The 20,360-nt window shown below is 56.2% G+C and carries 16 protein-coding genes; 11 read left to right on the plus strand and 5 right to left on the minus strand.

Features of this window, described 5'->3' with window-relative positions; translation table 11 throughout:
- Window positions 1-16: 16 nt before the first annotated feature.
- Window positions 17-1,246, minus strand: a complete 1,230-nt coding sequence (locus tag RGU70_RS02565) for an amidohydrolase family protein (RefSeq protein ID WP_322207851.1) — start codon at window positions 1,244-1,246, stop codon at window positions 17-19.
- A 394-nt stretch (window positions 1,247-1,640) separates the two neighbouring features.
- Between RGU70_RS02565 and RGU70_RS02570 the strand changes: the two genes are divergently transcribed.
- From RGU70_RS02570 to RGU70_RS02610, 9 genes are all read left to right on the plus strand, one after another.
- Entirely contained in the window at window positions 1,641-2,858 is a 1,218-nt protein-coding gene (locus tag RGU70_RS02570; protein ID WP_322207852.1) for an ABC transporter substrate-binding protein, read from the plus strand.
- Between the two features lie 14 nt (window positions 2,859-2,872).
- The gene (locus tag RGU70_RS02575) at window positions 2,873-3,745 is read left to right on the plus strand and encodes a branched-chain amino acid ABC transporter permease (RefSeq protein WP_322207853.1); all 873 of its coding nucleotides are present in this window, start codon (window positions 2,873-2,875) and stop codon (window positions 3,743-3,745) included.
- Window positions 3,745-4,632 (plus strand): branched-chain amino acid ABC transporter permease, encoded by an 888-nt coding sequence (locus tag RGU70_RS02580; RefSeq protein WP_322207854.1) that lies wholly within the window; start codon window positions 3,745-3,747, stop codon window positions 4,630-4,632. Before RGU70_RS02575 ends, RGU70_RS02580 begins: the two co-directional genes overlap by 1 nt.
- Entirely contained in the window at window positions 4,629-5,408 is a 780-nt protein-coding gene (locus RGU70_RS02585; RefSeq protein ID WP_322207855.1) for an ABC transporter ATP-binding protein, read from the plus strand. The genes RGU70_RS02580 and RGU70_RS02585 overlap by 4 nt, the downstream gene beginning before the upstream one ends.
- Window positions 5,408-6,112, plus strand: coding sequence for an ABC transporter ATP-binding protein (locus tag RGU70_RS02590; RefSeq protein WP_322210684.1), 705 nt, complete (start codon window positions 5,408-5,410; stop codon window positions 6,110-6,112). Before RGU70_RS02585 ends, RGU70_RS02590 begins: the two co-directional genes overlap by 1 nt.
- A 329-nt stretch (window positions 6,113-6,441) precedes the next feature.
- The gene (locus tag RGU70_RS02595) at window positions 6,442-7,164 is read left to right on the plus strand and encodes a FadR/GntR family transcriptional regulator (protein ID WP_322207856.1); all 723 of its coding nucleotides are present in this window, start codon (window positions 6,442-6,444) and stop codon (window positions 7,162-7,164) included.
- A gap of 126 nt (window positions 7,165-7,290) precedes the next feature.
- Complete coding sequence (locus RGU70_RS02600; RefSeq protein ID WP_322207857.1) at window positions 7,291-8,046, plus strand: SDR family oxidoreductase; 756 nt, start codon at window positions 7,291-7,293, stop codon at window positions 8,044-8,046.
- A gap of 12 nt (window positions 8,047-8,058) precedes the next feature.
- On the plus strand, window positions 8,059-8,919 hold the full coding sequence (locus RGU70_RS02605; protein WP_322207858.1) for a fumarylacetoacetate hydrolase family protein: 861 nt from the start codon (window positions 8,059-8,061) through the stop codon (window positions 8,917-8,919).
- 390 nt (window positions 8,920-9,309) lie between these two features.
- Window positions 9,310-10,629: an MFS transporter gene (locus RGU70_RS02610; protein ID WP_322207859.1), complete on the plus strand. Its 1,320-nt coding sequence runs from the start codon at window positions 9,310-9,312 to the stop codon at window positions 10,627-10,629.
- 107 nt (window positions 10,630-10,736) lie between these two features.
- On the opposite strand, the gene RGU70_RS02615 is transcribed toward RGU70_RS02610, so the two are convergent.
- Window positions 10,737-11,633, minus strand: a complete 897-nt coding sequence (locus RGU70_RS02615) for a DMT family transporter (RefSeq protein WP_322207860.1) — start codon at window positions 11,631-11,633, stop codon at window positions 10,737-10,739.
- A gap of 346 nt (window positions 11,634-11,979) precedes the next feature.
- On the opposite strand from RGU70_RS02615, the gene RGU70_RS02620 reads away from it, so the two are divergent.
- A complete protein-coding gene (locus RGU70_RS02620; protein ID WP_322207861.1) occupies window positions 11,980-12,564 on the plus strand; it encodes an outer membrane beta-barrel protein in 585 nt (194 codons plus the stop codon).
- 223 nt (window positions 12,565-12,787) lie between these two features.
- Here the strand turns inward: RGU70_RS02620 and RGU70_RS02625 are convergent, their stop codons facing one another.
- From RGU70_RS02625 to RGU70_RS02635, 3 genes are all read right to left on the minus strand, one after another.
- Complete coding sequence (locus RGU70_RS02625; RefSeq protein ID WP_322207862.1) at window positions 12,788-13,294, minus strand: acetone carboxylase subunit gamma; 507 nt, start codon at window positions 13,292-13,294, stop codon at window positions 12,788-12,790.
- A gap of 66 nt (window positions 13,295-13,360) precedes the next feature.
- Window positions 13,361-15,685, minus strand: coding sequence for a hydantoinase B/oxoprolinase family protein (locus RGU70_RS02630; protein ID WP_322207863.1), 2,325 nt, complete (start codon window positions 15,683-15,685; stop codon window positions 13,361-13,363).
- Window positions 15,682-17,844: a hydantoinase/oxoprolinase family protein gene (locus RGU70_RS02635; RefSeq protein ID WP_322207864.1), complete on the minus strand. Its 2,163-nt coding sequence runs from the start codon at window positions 17,842-17,844 to the stop codon at window positions 15,682-15,684. Before RGU70_RS02635 ends, RGU70_RS02630 begins: the two co-directional genes overlap by 4 nt.
- Before the next feature lie 448 nt (window positions 17,845-18,292).
- Between RGU70_RS02635 and RGU70_RS02640 the strand changes: the two genes are divergently transcribed.
- Window positions 18,293-20,335, plus strand: a complete 2,043-nt coding sequence (locus tag RGU70_RS02640) for a sigma-54-dependent Fis family transcriptional regulator (protein ID WP_322207865.1) — start codon at window positions 18,293-18,295, stop codon at window positions 20,333-20,335.
- Window positions 20,336-20,360: the final 25 nt, after the last annotated feature.

A 20,360-nucleotide genomic window follows, 5' to 3' on the forward strand; every position in this document is an offset into this window, starting at 1 on the left:
CAAGTCTATTCGAACCTCAGTCACCATTCCGTATCCGCCCACCCTGCATCACCACCGAGATATGCTGCGCACCGTTGGAGAGGAAAGAAATGTCGGCCAGCGGATTGCCGTCCACCACAATCAGATCGGCCATCGCGCCTTCACGGACGGTGCCGAGTTCGCCTTCGCGCTGCAAGATGGCGGCGGCAATCGAGGTGGCCGAACGGATGGCTTCCAGATTGCCGATCAGTTCGGCGCGGAGGCGGAATTCGCTGGATTGGTCTTCGTGCATTTCGCCCAGCAAATCAGAGCCAAAGCCCATAGGTACGCCAGCCTCGGCATAAATCAGCAGCGAATTGCGGCCGGCCAGTCGCACCGAGTCAACTTTCGCAATCGATTCGGGCGGCATGCCCAGACGCGCGCCGTCGCGTGCCAGCGCTTCATATGTCACTAGGGTCGGAACGACGAAGGCACCGTGTTTGCGCATCACGTCGGCGGCTTCGCGGTCGACCAGATTGCCATGTTCGATTGTGCGCACACCGCAACGCACGGCGCGGGCAATGGCGCGGCCGGTGTAAGCATGGGCCATGACATAGGTTTGCGCCGCTTCGGCTTCGGCGACGATGGCGCGGATTTCTTCCTCGCTATATTGCGTGTTGCCGATAGGATCGACCGGGGAGGCAACGCCGCCGGAGGCCATGATTTTGATCTGCGTTGCGCCCTTCTGGATTTCTTCACGCGCTGCCAGTCGTACCGCATCGACACCATCAACGATGCGGGCAATGGCACCGGCCTGGAAAGCGCAGGAGCAAGGTTCCATGTTTTCCAGACGAGCCCGGAAATCGCCGTGGCCGCCGGTCTGCGACAGCGCCTTGCCGGAGGGGAAGATACGCGGTCCGGGTACCAGTCCCAGTGCGATTGCATGCGCCAGTCCCCAGTCAGCACCGCCAGCGTCACGCACCGTGGTGAAGCCGCGCTTGAGCATGGCCTCCAGGATAGGCAGCGAACGGAGGGCGATCAATACCGAAGGGGTCTTGGCATTCAGACCGAGATTGGCGTTGGAGGCCAGCACATGCACATGGCAATCGATCAGACCGGGCATGACGGTTTTGTCCGTTGCATCAATCACTGTTGCACCGGGTGCGTCAATGGGCGTTGCCGACACCTGCTTGATGCGGTCGCCCTCAATCAATACATCGTGGCCGGCGAGAATGGTGCCGAGGCCGGGATCGAAGACGTTGCCGTTTTTAAAAAGGATCTGGGTCATGATTGCCTGATAGAAAGAGAGTGTCTTGGTGGTGAACGCACATAGGGCAATTTCAATCGTCATTGCAGAGCCGATTTAAATGCCGCCTTGAAGCCGGGCTGAATGCTAGCTTAGTGTTTATTTCAACTACGATAGTAGGGCCGTCCATGCCGCTGGCGGTAATGAATTTTTCGCATGTATCTATTCGCAGAATTCATTTTCAGTTCTGGCTTGCCTGGCTCTATGATCGCTGAGCAAGTTTGTTGTCCTCAGTCAAATGTGGACTGATCGTAAATGTTCAGGGATGATCGGGGCGCAACGTATCGGTGCCATGGTTACAGTGGCCATGCGTTGCCCAGTAGATAGTGCAGCAGCTGAATGATCGCCTTTTCACAATAACTTAAAAGAGATGAATATGAATCGTCGCAAGCTCATCACGCTCGGTACCGCCGCGCTCATCGCATGTCAGTTCGGTGCTTCCGCATTGGCGGAGCAGGGAACATTCAAGGTCGGCTCACTCAATCCGATTACCGGCGCAGGCTCACCGTACGGCTCCGGCATGTTGAAAGCGTCGCAAATGGCCGTCGCAGAAGTCAATGCAGCGGGTGGTGCTGGCGGTGCCAACTTTGAGCTGCTGCCGGAAGATTCGCAGACCAGTCCGCAGGCCGCCGTGCTTGCCGCCAAAAAACTGATTGAAGTACAGAAAGTCAAAGCGATCATCGGCACCTGGAGTTCCGGCGTGTCGCTGGCGGTGATTCCGATTACCAACGATGCCAATGTGCTGCTTCTGCATACCTCCGGCGCACCCGCGCTGAGCGTGGCCCCGGCCAATGCAAAAAAACTGGGCTTCCGCTTTCAGGCCACCAATGACCGTTTCGGTCGTGCGTTTGCCGAAATCGCCAAGCGCGAAAAATTCAAGCGTCCTGCCACGATGGCGTTCAACAATGCGTCCGGCATCGGCAATACCGAAGGCTTCCGCAAATCGTGGACGGCCAGCGGCGGCACTGTGGTGGCCAACGTGGTGTATGAACCGAACCGTCCTTCCTACCGCTCCGAATTGCAGGAAGTGCTGCGCGGCAAACCGGATGTGATCGTGACCGGTTCCTATCTGGCCGACACCACCATCATCCTGCGCGAGTGGTATCAGAGCGGTCAGCCGGCACGCTGGATCATTCCGGGCTGGGCGGCCAATAGCGACTTGCTCAAGGCGCTCGGTCCCGATGTGACCGAAGGCATCATCTCGGTGGAATCGATCAGCGCTGAAAACTCGCCTTCCTACAAGAGCTTCGCGGATCGTTTTGCGAAGCAGACCAAGATGGCAGCGCAGGACAATGTGTATGCCGCGATGACCTACGATCAGGTGATGGTTCTGGCACTGGCAGTGCAGGCAGTCGGTCCGACCGCCAGCGCCGATGTGCTGGCCAAGAAGGTGCATGAAATCGGCACACCCGGCGGAACCATCGTCAACAGCTTTGCAGAAGGCAAGAAGCTGCTCGCCGCCGGCAAACGTGTGACGTATAACGGGGCCTCCAGCGCGCTCAATTTCGATGAATTCAACGACGTCACTCCCGACTTCGCGGCGTCTTTTGTCGAAAAAGGCAAGCTGGTCCGTAAATACGTCGTCAAGCTGTAAGCGGAGCGAATCGAATGACTCTTGCGGATTTCATCAATCTGGCGCTCAACGGTCTGGTGGAGGGATTGCTGATCGCACTCCCTGCGCTGGCCGTGACGCTGGTCCACGGGCTGGCGCGCTTTCCTAACGCCGCCACCGGCGATGTGGTGGCGGCCGGCGGTTTTGGCGGCTACCTCAGCTTCAACGCCACTGGTTCGCTGCTGCTGGCGGGTCTCGGCGGCGCGCTGGTCGGCGCGATCGTGTCGCTGGCGTCTTACTATCTGGCGTTCAAGGCGGTGATGCGACGCTCGGTCATTACCCTGCTGCTGACCTCGATCGGGGTCGGCTTTTTTATCCGCGCAGTGATGGGCTTGAGCTTCGGCCATGAATTGAAGATGTTCAGTCTGCCACTGACCCGCTCTCTCAATTTCGACGGCATCATGCTCAACCCGACTGATGCGACGCTGGCCGGTATCATCCTTGCCGTTCTGGCAGCGGTGTTTGCGATGTTGTATGTCGCGCCGGTCGGCCGCATGATGCGGGCGCTGGCAGATGATCCTGACCTGGGCCGTGTCAGCGGCATTCGCAATGATCGTGTGATGCTGATCATGTGGTCGGTGACCGGTGCCGTGTGCGGTATCGCCGGCACCGTGCTGGGCATGCGCACCGTGTTGTCGCCAGAAATGGGATGGGCGATGTTGCTGCCAGCCTTTGCCGCCGCAGTCATCGGCGGACTCGGCAATCCGGTCGGCGCTGTGGCCGGGGCATTGTTGCTGGGCGTGGTGCAGGAGTTATCGACGCCGGTAGTGGGCTTTGTTTACAAGATCGCGCTGGCTTACGTCGTGATGCTATTGGTATTGCTGGTGCGTCCGCAAGGTTTGTTCAATCGTCCTCAGGGAGTTCGCTGATGCTCAGCTACCTGCTCACGATTCTGATCGTCATGCTGATTTATATCTTGCTGGCGTTCTCGCTTGATCTGCAATACGGGTTTACCGGTCTGATCAACTTCGGGCTGGTCGGTTTTTTTGGCGTGGGTGCATACACGTCTGCGCTGGTGACCATGAATCTCGGCTTGCCGGCGTGGATATCGTTTCCGGCGGCGATGCTGGCGGCGGGATTGCTATCGTGGCCGCTGGGACGCATTGCGCTGCGCTTGCGCGACGATTACCTTGCCATCGTGACGCTGGGGTTTTCGGAAATTATCCGACTGGTGATCGTCAAGGAAGACTGGCTTACACATGGCGTGCAGGGCATTTCCGGTGTGCCGCGTCTGTGGCCGGAGTGGCGCAGTAGCGCCAGCGAATTATTCCTGTTCGGTGCGCTGGTCACGGCCTGCGCCGTCACCACGGTAGTCATGCGTCGTATCACGCAAAGCCCTTATGGCCGCACCATTCAGGCCATTCGGGATGATGAAGTCGCCGTCATTGCGCTCGGCAAAGACCCTGCCATTTTCAAAACGCAAGTGCTGGTGATAGGCGGTGCGATTGCCGGTCTGGCGGGTGCTTTTTATGCGCATTACATTACGTATATCGTGCCTGACCAGTTCGTGCCCGTCACCACCTTCTACATCTGGATGGCGATCATTATGGGTGGCGTGGCGCGCTTGCTGGGGTCGGTATCGGGTGCGGTCTTGTTGGTAGTGCTGCTGGAAGGCACTCGCTTCCTGCGCGGCGTCGTGCCGGGCGTGACGGATGCCGGCATGGCCAGCTTTCAGCTTGGCGTGATCGGCTTGCTACTGATTCTGTTCATGCGCTTCCGTCCGCAAGGTCTGTTCGGCAAACGGAGCGCCTCATGAGTATTGCTGCGACATCCACGCCTATGCTGAGTACTTCCGGTCTCGAATTATCGTATGGCGATTTCAAGGCGCTCGACGGCGTGACGATGGAAATGAACCTGAGCGGATTACACGGCATGATAGGGCCGAACGGCGCAGGCAAAAGCACCTTGTTTGCGGTATTGAGCGGCTTTGCGCGACAAACAGCGGGCAAGGTGAATTTTGCGGGGACGGCGTTCGAGTCCCTGTCACCGGTAGAACGCGCGCGCCACGGTTTTGGCCGTACCTTCCAGGTGCCGCGTGAATTCAAACATTTGACTGTGCGTGAAAATCTGAAAGTCGGCGCACGCAAACAACCGGGCGAATCCTTGCTCAAGCTCTTGCTTGCACCGCGTGAAGTGCGGGAAGCGGAAGCCGCGCTCGATGCGCGTGTCGAACAGAGCCTCGATTTTCTGAAGTTGCGTCCCGTTGCTGACGTGCCTGCCAGCGGATTATCGGGCGGCCAGAAAAAACTGCTGGAACTGGGCCGCATTTTGATGTCCGATCCGCAATTCATTCTGCTCGACGAACCTTATGCCGGCGTGAATCCGGTATTGATTGAAGAAATTTCCGAACGCATCCGCGAACTGAACCAACAAGGAATCGGCTTCTTGATCATCGAGCACAACCTGGAAGCCCTGAACCGTCTGGTCGACGATTTGTATGTCATGGACCGCGGCGCCTTGCTGGCACACGGCAAGCCGGACGACGTACTAGATAACGCCGCCGTGCGGGCCGCTTACATGGGGAGCCAATGATGAATCCCGTTTTCGATATCAAGGGGCTCAGCGGCGGCTACGGCGAAGTGGACATCCTCAAGGGGATCCATCTGCATGTCATGCCGGGCGAAATCGTGACCATTGCCGGGACCAACGGCGCGGGTAAATCGACCATCATCAAGGCGGCAATGGGCTTGCTGCCGCGTGTCAGTGGCAGCATCCTTTTTAATGGCGTCGATATTGCACACGCCAGTGTGGAATCGCGCCTTGAGCACGGCATCGGCTACGTTCCGCAAGTGGCGAATGTATTTCCGTCGCTGACCGTGCATGACAATCTGCTGGTGGTACAGGGCGTGCGTCAGCAGAAGCAGCGGGCGGAAGAAATGTATGCCTTGTTTCCCGCCCTGGCCACGCATCGCAGGCGCAAAGCAGGCTTGTTGTCGGGTGGCGAACGGCAACAGCTGGCGTTCGCTCGTGCATTGATGCGCACGCCCTCCATGATGCTGCTGGACGAACCCACGGCCGCGCTTTCGCCGTCGCTGGTCGAAGAAATTTTTACCTACGTCGCCCGCCTGCCTGCGGCGGGTGCGGCGGTGTTGATGGTGGAGCAGCGAGCGCGCCAGTCGCTCGCCATCAGCCATCGTGGTTACATCATTGATCAGGGAAGCGTTGCGATGGAGGGCGACGCTGCCATGCTGCTCAACGATCCGCGTGCGGCTGATCTTTTTATCGGCAAGCACTGATCCGGCACTTCTGATGCGGTACTCTTGATACGGCAGCTTCAGGCGGACGTCCTCATTGCCTGAAGCTGCCATTCATTTTGTTGCGGAATTTGCGCAGTAACTCGCTACTGACACGCAAGTACGGGTCATCTTCGGCAAACACTTCCCTCTGTTTTCTGATCGCCAGGATGCGGCCGCTTCCCATGCATTCTCATGGCGACAAGGCAGGCATTCCCGTCCCTCCCTTCCTGTTTTGCGCACAACATTGTTGACACATCACAATATTTTGCCTATTCTTGCCCCACCGGTCTTACCACTGAAGTGGCAAAGCTCCACCTTACCCCCACACCATGTCATTCGATCCCATTATTCAAACCACGGTCTCCGAGCAGGTTGCGCAGCGCTTGCTGGGCATGATCCGCAGCGGCCAACTCAAGCCGAATCAGCAGTTACCGCCCGAACGCGAACTGGCCGCCATGTTTGACGTCGGCCGCCCGGCGGTGCGCGAGGCGATCAAGGGATTGTCCTTGCTGGGTCTGCTGCGCATCCGCCAGAGCGAAGGGACCTTTGTCGGTTCGCTGGAAACCCGCGAACTGCTGGAGCCGCTGGAGATGATCATCAACCTTAATGCTGGCACGCTGGATGCGCTGTTCGATGCGCGCATCGTCATCGAAAGCGGCGTTGCTGCACTGGCGGCGCAACACATCAGCGACGAGCAACTGGCCTTTCTGACGACGACGATCGACAGCGAAAGCGGCTTGCTGGGCGATGGCGAGACGTTTGCCGCTTCCGATGTGGCCTTCCACGAGACCATCATCGAGGCTTGCAACAATCCCTTCATGCAAAGCATTGCCGGCAGTTTGTACGTGCTGGGCAAAAAGAGCCGCGCCATTACGTCGCGCATTCCGGCCGTGCTGGAGCGCAGTTTGCAAGATCACCGCGACATTCTGGAGGCGTTGCAAGCACGCGATCCTGAGCGCGCAGCGCAGGCCATGCGTCAGCATTTGCTGCGGGTGCGGGAGGGCTATCACCACGCCGAGAATGCTGCCTCTCTGACTGCGTCGGTCAAGTGAACGGCCACTCGAAAGTCAGCGCCGGGCTCGCACTATCCGGTCGGCAATCGGTGATGAGCGGACAGCGCCTACGCACACCAATCCTGCTTCATGTCACTTCATTTATCCCCTCTTAAGGAATCATTCATGACCAATCGCCTGACGGGTAAAACCGCGCTGATTACCGCTGCTGCTCAGGGCATAGGACGCGCGACTGTCGAAACTTTCCTGCGGGAAGGCGCGCGCGTCATCGCCACCGACATCAACGAATCGCTGCTCGCGGAACTGGCCGGGTTGCCTAATTGTGTCGTGCGCAAACTGGATGTCACCAGCAGCGCCGAGGTTAATGCACTGGCCGCTGAGTTGGGCGCGATCGACGTGTTGTTCAATTGCGCCGGTTACGTGCATCACGGCTCCATCCTTGAGTGCGACGAAGACGCCTGGAATTTCTCATTCAACCTCAACGTGAGTGCCATGTACCGCACTATCCGCGCCTTCCTGCCGGCCATGCTGAAAAATGGCGGCGGCTCGATCATCAACATGTCCTCCGCGGCGTCGAGCATCAAGGGCGTGCCGGCGCGCTTCGCTTATGGTGCCAGCAAGGCGGCCGTGATTGGCCTGACTAAAGCAGTGGCCGCAGATTTTATTTCGCAGGGCATCCGCTGCAATGCGATCTGTCCCGGCACAGTGGAATCGCCTTCGCTGCGCGGGCGCATCGCCGATCAGGCGCACAACAGTGGCAAGAGCGATGCGCAAGTGCGCGAGATGTTTGTGTCGCGCCAGCCCATAGGCCGCGTCGGCAAGGCCGAAGAAATCGCTGCACTGGCGCTATATCTGGCATCGGACGAATCGGGATTCACCACCGGCACCAGCCAGATTATTGACGGCGGCTGGTCCAACTAAAAGGAAATCACCATGAAGTTATTACGTCACGGCCCCAAGGGCCACGAAAAACCCGCTGCCATCGACGCCAGCGGCAAGATCCGCGATTTGTCCTCCGTCATTGCCGACATCACGCCGGAAATGTTGTCCCCCTCCGGATTGGCAAAACTGCGCGCGCTCGATCTGTCTAGCCTGCCGGAAGTTCTTGCGCCCAAGCGCATCGGCACGCCGTTCACCGGCCTGGGCAAGTTCATGTGCGTCGGACTCAATTACAGCGATCACGCGGCGGAATCCGGCCTGCCGGTACCGCCGGAGCCAGTGCTGTTCAATAAGTGGAATAGCAGCTTTACCGGCCCGAATGATCCGGTAGTGATGCCGAAAAATTCAGTCAAGACGGATTGGGAAGTTGAACTCGGCGTGGTGATCGGCAGCAAGGCACGCTACGTTACGCTGGAAGATGCGCTGAACCATGTCGCCGGTTACACGGTGATTAATGACGTGTCGGAGCGCGAATATCAAATCGAGCGCAGCGGCACCTGGGACAAGGGAAAAGGATGCGACACCTTCGGCCCGGTCGGTCCGTGGCTGGTGACGTCCGATGAAGTCGGCGATCCGCAAAACCTCTCGATGTGGCTGGAAGTGAACGGCAAGCGCTATCAGAACGGCTCGACCAAAACTATGATTTTCGATGTCGCGTTTCTGGTGCATTACATCAGCCAGTTCGCCACCTTGTATCCCGGCGACATCATCTCCACCGGCACGCCTCCCGGCGTCGGCATGGGCCAGAAGCCACCGGTGTATTTGAAGAATGGTGATGTGATTCGCCTGGGTATCGACAAGCTGGGTGAGCAGCAACAAACGGTGCATAGCTGGGATGAATCCTTGCTCGACTAAACAGGAACGTCGTTTTTGAAAAGTGACGACGGTGATTACGGAGCAGACCGGCGTGCCGCCGGATCCTTCGATACGGCGCGATGCGCCTACTCAGGACGAACGGTGGGTGGATATTGAAACTGCAAACGACGACACATTATTCGTCACTGGCAGCAGCTCAAGCATCACTTACCGTTCGTTCTGAGTAGGGAGGCAATCCCGATCGAAGGATCCGGCGGTAAGCCGGCCGAATCGCCAACATGAATTGGCGTCCTTCAAATGCCGCTCATCTCCCATGCAATCGCGTTTATATGCAGTGTTGGTATAGAACAAGCTTAAATATTCCATGTGATTGCGTCGGATAGTCGCGTCATCAGTGGTTCATCAATAATAAAATCTCAGGAGACAAACATGACAGCAAGTCCCGGCCTTCTTTCGGCCAGCAGCAAGGCATTTGAAGAAGCGACCTATCGCAAAATTACCTGGCGCATCATTCCCTTTTTGATCGTCTGTTTCATCTTCGCGTATTTCGATCGCGTCAATATCAGCTTTGCCAAACTGCAAATGCAAGGCGACCTTGGCTTGAGCGATGCGGCCTACGGTTTCGGCGCGAGCATCTTTTTCATTGGTTATTTCATTTTTGAAATCCCGAGCAACATCATCCTGCATCGGGTCGGCGCCAAGCTCTGGATTGCGCGCATCATGGTGTCGTGGGGCATTGCTTCCTCGCTGCTGATGCTGGTAGAAAACGAGACCTGGTTTTATGTGCTGCGCTTTATCATCGGCGCTACCGAAGCGGGTTTCCTGCCGGGCATCATCCTGTATTTCACTTACTGGTTTCCGGCACAGAGAAGAGCGCGCATCAACGCGATTTTCATGACCTCGATCGCCATCTCGGGCGTGGTCGGCGGTCCCATTGCCGGTTTCATCATGACCCGTTTTGCCGGGGTGAATGGCTGGGCCGGCTGGCAATGGCTGTTCCTGCTGGAAGGGGTGCCGACCATCGTGCTGGGCTTGCTGGTACTGCTGTGGCTGGACGATAACATCGGTAAAGCGAAGTGGTTATCGACGGAAGAGAAAACGCTGTTGCAAGACAATATCGACCGCGACAGAAGTGCCGCAGTAGCGCATAGCTTCCTCGATGCGGTCAAACAGCCTGTCACTATTTTTCTTTCCGTGGTGTATCTCTTCATGCTGATGGGTCTGTACGGCCTGACCTTCTGGCTGCCGCAACTGATCAAGAATACCGGTGTCGCCAGTCCGATGACGATTGGCCTGCTGAGTACCATTCCCTACGCAGCCGCAGGTATCGCGATGGTGCTGATTGCGCGCAGTTCCGACCGCCACGGCGAACGTCGCTGGCATCTTGGCTTGTCGGTGCTGGTCGGTGGGATTGGGTATGTGCTGAGTGGTTTGTTTGGCGATCATACGGCTATTGCGATTGCGGCATTGTCGCTGGCGGCCGTCGGTGTGATTGGTTGTCTGCCGGTGTTCTGGACGCTGCCGCCCAAATTTTTATCGGGCAGCGCCGCCGCCGGGGGTATCGCGCTGATTAATTCCATCGGCAATCTGGGCGGCATCATCAGCCCCTACATGGTGGGCAAGGTAAGGGACGTCACCGGCAGTACGGCCGGCGGTCTGTACGCCATCGCTGCCGTCACACTGTTAGCCGCGCTGCTCATTTTGTTTGCTTTGCCGCGCAGCATATCGGAGAAGGATCCGGTGCACTGAACTGTCGTTTGATCTCTGCATCATGAAACCGGCAGCCGGGCAGATTTGCTCCGCTGCCGGTTTTCTTTCCGGCCTCCTTATTTTTTGCTCCCACTCTCCACGGCATCTCAGCGCTTGCGCTCTTTTGCCGGCGACCTGAGCATGGCCCAGATTGCCGCGCAGATACAGGCTCCGCCGACGAAATGCGCCAGGGTCAGCGTTTCGTTCAGAAATATCACCCCCCATAAAACACCGAACGGCGGAATCAGAAACGTGACGGTCATCGACCGCGTCGGACTAATATCGGCAATGAGCCGGTAATAAATAATGTAAGCGAACGCGGTGCATGCCAGTCCCAACCCCGCCATGGCCAGCCATACGCCGCTACCGCCCCAGCTTACCGGCGGCGCGGCAAGTACGCTATATGCCGCGAATGGCAACAGCAACAGCACCGCGCCAAGCTGACTGCCTAGCGCAAGCAAGGTACTGTCGAGCCCGCCTTTTTCTGAAATCCATTTTCTCGTGAGAAAACCGCCCAGACCGTAGCAGGCCGTGGCGATAAGGCAGGCTCCTGCCCCCATCAATACCTCGGGCGTCAGTTTCACCGGTCCCGCATTGGTGAGTATGGCAACACCGGCAATGCCCAGAAATACGCCGGCTACTTTTAACGGTGTCAGTTTTTCAGAAAAGAACAAGGCGCCGATAACCGCACCCATCAGCGGCGTAGTGGCATTAAAGATGGCCGAGTATCCCGCCGGCAGTACCCGTGCGGCGACGCTATACATGGCAAACGGAATCCCGGAATTGACGACACCCAGCAGCAATGCAAGACCCAGCTTGCCCTGATAGCGGAGACGGATGCGCAACAGCAGCGCAATGGCGAACAATCCGCCCGTGGCCAGCAGTACCCGAAAAAATGCCGTCGGCAGTGCGCCAAGGACCGGCACGATCATCCGCATAAACATAAAACTGGCACCCCAAACGGCGGCCAGACCAAGCATGCGCAAGCTATCTGCTGTTCTCATGGATTTTAAAATAGTCGGCCAGTGTTGATGGCGACGAGAGTAAGTAATAAGGGCTGACAGTCTAACCGTGATGATCGTTTGGCTTTTGCAGAAAGCGCCGCATCATGGCGCATGCCAAATGCGGCAGGGTTTAACTCCCCCGATAATCAATAATCAATAATCAGCACGAACAATTGCCTGGAACTTACGCAAAAGCCTTTTGACTGTGTTGCTTTTTACTATCTTTTTTAGCGCGTAATGTAGCCGTGTTTTATCGGCAGTGCTAGACTGCCGCGGTGGGTTGAAAGCGATTGTTTTCTTGAAAAGCGCGCTGCCATTGTCATAACAACAACAATTGAGCACAAAAATGATTACATCTGTCATGGCAAGAGTGGATATAAAGAAGATCATGGGCATCGCCTTATTGGCCATTAGCCCGACTGCCTTTGCACAATCCCAGAATTTTGAAGGCGTTGGAGTCTCGCTGGACTACGGGCTTTTTGCCATCAAAGACAAGTCCACTCCAGGCAGCAGCATCACCAGCAATAGCGGGATTCCTGCCGTCACACTAGATTATTACCATGCCGTTACCGACAAAGTGTTATTGGGCGGGTATTTTACTTATGACCTGGTATCAAGCGATACTTACGGCTCGGATCCCGATGCGCAACATCCGATGGAGTTGGGCGCTAAAGCCGCCTATGCGGTAACGGATTCGCTCATAGGCTATGTCAAGCTCGGTTATGCGTGGACTAGATTCAGCTCTCCCGGGTTTTACCAAATCATGCGCGGCCCGGCTTTCGGTATTGGTGCCGAATATTTATGGACCAAAAATATCTTTACCCGTGTTGAGATTGCCCGTCAAAATTACAAGCAGGTCAACTGGTCCGATGGTACTGCCGACAAGGTCAACATCGATTCCTATACGGTTTCTGTCGGCTACCGGTTTTAGTAACCCGTAAAACCTGTATGCCGTTGGTTTTCCGAAAATGCTAACGGCAGGCAACGTAAAAAATCCCCGCTCGGTTCAGAACTTAATGAACTTAAGCGGGGATTTTTTATGCCAAGCGCACTTTTAAAACCACGCATCAGTACGTACAACTCTTCATAAAAAAATCACAACATCCAGCGTGAACGGAAAGAGACCGGATGCAATGTCCGGCCTCTGGAGCACCTTAGTTAGCTTTTTCCGGCAAAGGCAAATGCACCCAGTCGTTGTAAAAAGCTTCGATATCCGGCTCAAATTCATGGATCACCGGGTACCAGGGAGTCGGCGCTTCCACATCGTGCATGATGCCGCATTCAGGACAATAGTACTCACGATAAACCTGCCAGGCGGTGTCCGGTGCCATCAGCGTCGGATAAATTTCGTGCATCGCTTCCGGCGTATCGCGCACATAGACCAGGGCTTCCAGCTTCCAGTTTTTCCGATAGTCGCCGAATTCATGGCCACAACTGCACTTGGTCACCCACTCTTTGCTGGTCTTGTTTTGCGCGATGTAGAGATGCAGACTGATCGGCAGAATCAACTTGTCATCCCACGTTAATTTGGACTGCAAGGTATTCAAATACATCTTGAAGCGGTCATGGTCCTTGGGCATCGACAGCATGCGCATGGTGGTTTCCCAATCCAGCTTGCCTTCCACCAGATAGTTCACTTGCTCTTGTGTATAAACAGACATTGTTATCTCCTCTATATGGGGTGGTCGGGGTGCATCCCGCTTCGCGGAAGCAACCCCGACCTGAAATCACTCTTCGACCAGAACCACCGTACGAACATCCGGCAACTTCGACAGATCCATCCGGTACTTGGAACCGAAAGACGGAACGCCCAACTCGGATTCCGGCAATTCCCAATCTGCAGGCAGATCCCAAAAAGCCTTGAACTCATTTTTGAATTTGGCGCTGAGATCGAAGCTGGTGGAAAACATATGCCGCACCTGCACCGAAGCCTGCTTGGTGACAATGCGTTCACGCTCCTCTTTCATCCATTCACGCGTCGGCTTGGCTCTGGCAATACGTTCTTTACGAATTTCCTTGCGACGCTTGGTCGTCTCCGCCACATTAACCTTCCACTCCTGATTCGCATCCAGCTTGATAACAACGCCGTAGACCTTTTGCGCAAACTCGGGCAACACGAAGCGAGAATTGAGATCCGTTTCAATCGATGCGCAATCGCGGTCGAGTGGATCACCGAAACCGGGGCCGCCGCGAATATAGTTCAGATATAAATCGTGGTTTTCAAAAATGGCTTCGGTCGTGGTGCATTGCTGATCACGCTTGACCTCCGCCGTCGAACTGATGTGCTGCTCGTATCCGGCCGTTTCAGGATTACGATCGGCCCCCAGAGGCAGCGACAGATTCTCTCTGATGCGTGCTTCCAGATCGGTCTTGTGCGCTTCAAAGCGATAACCGGTAGCAGACGGATAACCGCCCATCAGACCCCAATCGCTATTCATGTAACCATTGCCCATGAAATACATGCTCCAGTCTTCGGCCTTCCACACCATGCGCAGCGTTTCGAAACCGCAACCGCCGCGATACTTGCCGTAGCCGCCGGAGTTCGTCTTCACATTGCGTCCGAGATAGAGCAGCGGCTCAGCCATTTCCCAAATTTCGATATCGCCCATATCGCCTTCAGGGTTCCACACCGCAGCCGCATGGTTGAGCCCATCCTTCACCGCGCAAGCACCGGTGCCGCAAGCCGCCGGTTCGAAACTATTGACCGCATGCGCCTCACCATCCTGATTGATACCGCCGCCTTGCAACCAGTTAGAAGTGTTGGCGTTACCGGCATTCACTTCTTCCAGATAACCGCGGGCAAAGTAAGACTGACTCATGCCGCGCCAGATCGCGCTCCAGCCCGACACAAGGAAATGCCATGCATAAGAATGCGCCGTGCGACGGTCATCCGGATTCATCCAGGTGCCTTTCGGCAGTTTGAATTCGGTGGCGTAATACGCGCCATCATTGATGCGCGCAGTGGGAACCAGCGTTTGCGTGAGCATCACCCAAATGCCGCTGGTAAAGGCCACTTGATTAGCATTGAAGCTATGCCAACCCCAGCGACTTGCCCCCTCGAAATTAAGCCGCCAGGTGGCATCAGGACGGATCGTCATTTCGCAAGGTGCGTGCATGATGGTGTTCATCTTGCCGAATTCGGAAGCGAGATGCACATCGTCATGCGCATAAGGAATATCGACAAAAGCAACGCGGCGATACACGCCCGGCACGGTCATCGCTTTGAGCCGCGCCTGCAGGCCGCGCCGCCCCTCTTCGATAATTTCGTGCGCGAACTTGGTGTAGCTCTCAATGCCTTCCGCCGCCAGCACTTCCTCGACGAGCGTGCGCACCATATGGCAACCGGCAATGCGAGTGCGTTCGTCCAGAATCCAGTATTTGGTAGTGCGCACATTACGCTGGCTCTCATGCAACCAGTCGCGCAGCGGCGTATCGTTGATCCCGGTCTTGCGGCAAGTGACTTGCATGCCGTCACCGAAACGCGATACCTGCCCGGTGGACATCGAACCGGGCGTCATTGCGCCAAGGTCGATCACATGCGTAACACCGCCGACCCAACCGACTAACTTGCCTTCCCAGAAAATCGGCACGATGGTGGCGATATCGCAAGGATGCACATTGCCGATGGAACAATCGTTGTTGGTAAACATGTCGCCGGGATTAATGCCGGGATTGTTTTCCCAGGCGTTCTCGATCATGTACTTGATGGCTGCGCCCATGGTGCCGACGTGAATGATAATCCCGGTCGATGTGAGCAGGCAGTCGCCGGCGGCGTTATACAGCGTGAAGCACAGCTCCCCTTCTTGCTCGACGATAGGCGATGCGGCAATTTTTTTCGCAGTTTCGCGGGCATGCACCAGACCGCCGCGAATTCTGGAAAACATTTTTTCGTAAGTGATCGGATCGGATTCCTTGAACTCCAATGTCTCCAGTCCGTTGTAGAAGCCGGTTTGCTTGGTCCGCTCCAATACCTCGTCGCGGTGTTCCTTGAGGGTTTTGCCGTTGCCCAGCAAATCGGGAAATCCCATTTCTTTTCTCGACATCGTATTCATGACTTGGCTCCTTCTTTAATTTCTTTCAAATGAAATAAGCGATGGGTGTCGCAGTAGGTTTCAAAGCCCAGCGGCACGATGAAGGTGGTGGAAGGCGATTCAACAATCGCCGGACCCACCACGCGATTGCCTGCCTTCAATGCTTCCATCGACCAGATTTTGGCGTCCTGCCATGCTTTATGCCGATAGAAAGGACGGCTGCCAATCAAGGCTTCCGGTGGCGGAATTGGCCCTGCGTCCGGCTCTTCAGGCAGTTCCGGTTTGGAAGAGATGACGCTGCCGCGCATGATGGCGCCGGTCACACCGAAGCCGAGTTCCGGCGAACTGGCCGAACTCGCGTACACCCGCGCATAACGATCTTCAAACGCGCGCACCAACTGATCCCAATCCTCCAGCGTCGACGCATTCGTGACCGGCGAATTAATTTCCAGATCATTGAGCTGCCCCATGAACTGCATGCGGTAGCCAGGACTCAGCAAGACGTCTTCCGGTTTGAAGCCATTGATGATGAATTCTTCGATGACCTTTTCAGCCAGATCACCCCAGGCTTCGGTCAGTGTTTTGCAGGCGGCAATTTTTTCTGCATCGCTGGCTTTCGGGCCAACGCCAAGATCGACGCTCTTGTCGTAACGGTATTCATATTCAGCGCAAGCGCAACCGAAGGCAGAGAAACCGGCTGCCCAAGCGGGAACAACGACATCTTTGAAATTCAGACCTTCGGTGTAACCGTAGGTATGCACCGGGCCAGCGCCGCCATATGAGAAGCAAACGAAGTCGGCCGGGTTGTAACCCTTGGCGCTAATGGTGGAGCGCATGTATTCGCGCAAATTCAAATCCAGCAGTTCGATCACGCCTGCGGCGGCATCTTCAACGGTCAGGCCTAGCGGATCGGCAATCTGCTCTTTCAGATATTTGCGCGCGCGGTTGACGTCGAGCTTGATCGCGCCACCGAGGAAATTATCCGGATTCAGATAACCGAGCACGACGTGGCAATCGGAGACCGACACGGTGTCCAGTCCGCTATCAGCCCAACACATGCCGACGCGATAGCCTGCGCTGTCCGGCCCGAGCTTGATGGCCTTGCTGTACGGATCAATGCGGATGAAGCTGCCGGCACCGGCACCCACGGAATCCATTGCCACCAGCGGCAAAGACAGCAACAGACGCGCCATATCGGGATCAGATTGAATCGCGAAATTGCCCTTCGTAATAATCGCCATATCGAAACTGGTGCCGCCGATATCACTACAGGCGATGTTGTCGTAACCCAGTTTTTCGCCGAGAAATTTCGAGCCTATCACCCCGCCGATAGGGCCGGAGACGATGGTGCGCGCCAGTTCCTTGGCTTTCCAACCGATGGTGCCGCCGTGTGTTGCCATCACGCGCAAATCAAACTTTGCGCCGTGCTTCTTGAAACGGTCACTGACTTTTTTCAGCGTTTCACGCGAAGGTTCGGCGGCATAGGCTTCGAGGATGGTGGTGTTGGTGCGATGCGTTTCTTTGCGTGAGGGGTAGTAATCGACCGTGGCAAATACAGGAATAGTCAGCCCCATTGCCGTCAATTCTTCGCGGCAGATATCGCGGGCGCGCAGTTCGCTTTTATCGTTCTTGTGTGACTGCAACAAGCTGATCACGATGGCCTTCGATCCACGGGCAACCAGTTCGCGGGTGGCGACGCGGACTTCTTCTTCGCGCAACGGAATGACGACTTGCCCCTGCACATCGGTACGTTCGGTAACGCCACGCGTACGCGACAGCGGTACCAGTGGTTCTTCGTAGCGATGGCAGTTCAGATGGATGCGTTCTTCCAGCGCATAACCGAGATAACTCTGCGCGGCGCGACCCATGGAATGAATATCTTCAAAACCGCGATTGCACATCAGGCCCACGTCCAGACCCTTGCGCTGAACGACGCGGTTCAACATCGCCGTGCCGGAATAGACGCAGGTCAGCAGCTCAGGAAAAACGTCGTCTACTTGACGGTTCCATTCGAGCAGCGCATCGATCGATGATTCGTAGATAGCCTGCGACTCGTCACCGGGATTGCTCTGCGCTTTACCGACAACGAAAGCGCCGTCCTCCCTGACGAAAAAGGTGTCGGTCATCGTGCCACCGGCATCGATGCCCATCACCTGAACGGGCGAATGTGGAGTGTGCATGTGTGTCTCCTTAGTAGGTATGTTGCTTTTTGAAAGTCAGCCATTCAGTCTCAAATCAGCTTCACTTCAGCTTCATTGAGCGCCTTTGGCTGCCCACCGTGCGTATGAATCGCATGCCGGTAAGCCACTAAGCGCAAGGACTATGCCAATGCGTCATAGGCTGATTTTTCCGGGTTCTTTTTGCTATGAAGATCAGATAGCGAGAACATCGAATCAGGCACTGTCCGGCATTGTTGCGAGCGTCTGTTTTCCGGCCGCTCTGACTCAATGCGACCGGAAATCGAACGCTGGATTGGAAGCCCGGACGCGGTTCGATATGCCTGCATACATCAAGGGATACCTCAATGGAGCGGCCCGTCAGCGTATTGAGGTGTATAGTAAAAATCGGTCCGCCAGGGGAAGCGATGACTCACCACAAAAATAGAATGCACACCCAGTAGGAGACAACATGATGCTTAACCCGCCAGATCAACGGCACTCCAATCCACGCAACGACCAGAAGATCATGGCGGCGTGGGAAGGCTTTGTCAGCGGCCATGCGCCACATGCGAATGCGCTGCGTTGTCTGATCGACGATTCCTGGCGGCGCTGCCTCGATGTGCAGGTCGACCCAACGCGCCGACAAGCACCTGCTCCTGTCAACGAAGACATCCTCACATCCTTGCAACACCAACACCGGGAATTACTGAGCGCCGGAAAACAGGTAATGGCCATGGCCAGAGATTTTCTGGCAGAGACCGGCACCATCATGATTCTGACCGATCCGAACGGGATGATCCTGGGCGTGGAAGGCGACTACCGCGCGCTGGCCTCGGCAGAATCCATTCATCTCATTACCGGTAGCAACTGGAATGAAGGCGTGTGCGGTACCAATGCGATCGGCACGGCGCTATCGATTGGTCAACCGGTGCAGATTCACGCGTCAGAACATTTTTGTGCCGGCGTCAAACAATGGACCTGCTCCGCCACGGTGATTCGCGATCCTTATGATGGCGCGATTCTGGGAGCCGTCGATGTATCGGGATTAGGTCAGACATTCAACCCGCATAGTCTGGCTCTGGCAGTCACTACAGCCAGCCGTATCGAGAGTCAATTGGCGCAGTTAGAGATGGATGTGCGCTATCACTTGCTGGAACGAGGCATGGCGAAAATCACGACGGGGACCGACGGCGTGATTATTTGCGATCGTCGCGGTTATCCGATCAAGGCCAACGAACAGGCTGCCACAGCCCTGTTGGAGCGTGGTATTGATTACGATCTGAAAATCAAGACGCTGATTCCAACTCTCCGCACGGGCACATTCGCCTCGCCCACTAGCATCTGCGCACCCGAATGGCTCAGTGCCGATTGGATAGAGCCGATCATTGAGGCGGGTGAGCGCATCGGCACACTACTGACGATTCCGCGCATGCCGCAGTACGCCAATACTTCCGGTTTTTCACGCAAGGAACGCAGCGCGAAAGTCGCCATGACCTCGGACATCAAAGGCTTCGCGGGAATCGTCGGCAATAGCACTGTGCTGGCTCAAGCGGTGCAGAAGGCCAAGCTACTGGCACGAACCAATGTCCCTGTTTTGCTGCTTGGCGAAACCGGCGTTGGAAAAGAAAACTTTGCGCAAGGTATTCACCGCTCAGGACACACGGAAGAACGACCCTTCGTAACGCTGAACTGTGGCGGTCTGTCCAAAGATTTGCTTGCTGGTGAACTGTTTGGGCACTGCGAGGGTGCGTTCACTGGTTCGCGTCGCGGCGGCATGATCGGCAAGGTTGAGGCAGCGAACGGCGGCACTTTGTTTCTGGACGAAATTGGCGAAATGCCGCTGGAGCTGCAACCGCATTTTTTGCGCGTGCTTGAAGAGGGCGAAATTTATCGCATCGGCGAAACTACGCCGCGCAAGATTGCATTCAAACTCATCACGGCCACCAACCGCAGTTTGCGCGAGGAAGTGGCAGAAGGTCGCTTCCGCATGGATCTTTTTTATCGGGTGTCGGTGACCAGCATCACTATTCCCCCGCTGCGTGAGCGGGCAATCGATATTGCACCGCTCGTCGAACACTTCCTGCAAAAATTCGCGGCAAAATACGCGCTGGGTGCCAAGCGCATTGCGCCGGAAGTGATCGCCGCATTGAAACTCCATGCATGGCCAGGCAATGTGCGCGAACTGCGCAATGTGATCGAGAGCATGTTTCTGACGACGGTCGGAGAGACGCTAGGCTTGAGCGAGTTGCCGCCGGAAATCGGAATGGCTGGAATAGCCGGAATAGTGATACCTTCTGGCACACCGATTGTTACGGCGGGTTCATCGGCTGCTGCCGGAACGCTGGAAGATGCGGAGTTGAAATCGATACGCGAAGTACTTGAGTCCGATCACGGCAACCTTACTCTCGTTGCCCGACATTTGGGAATTGCGAAAAGTACCTTGTATGTGAAGCTGAAGAAGTATGGCCTGGATCAGGTGGTGAGTGGGGCGAGGGGGCAACCACTACACTGAATACCGTGTGCGTATACCGTAACGA

The organism is Herbaspirillum sp. RTI4, assembly GCF_034313965.1.
Lineage (GTDB): Bacteria > Pseudomonadota > Gammaproteobacteria > Burkholderiales > Burkholderiaceae_D > Herbaspirillum.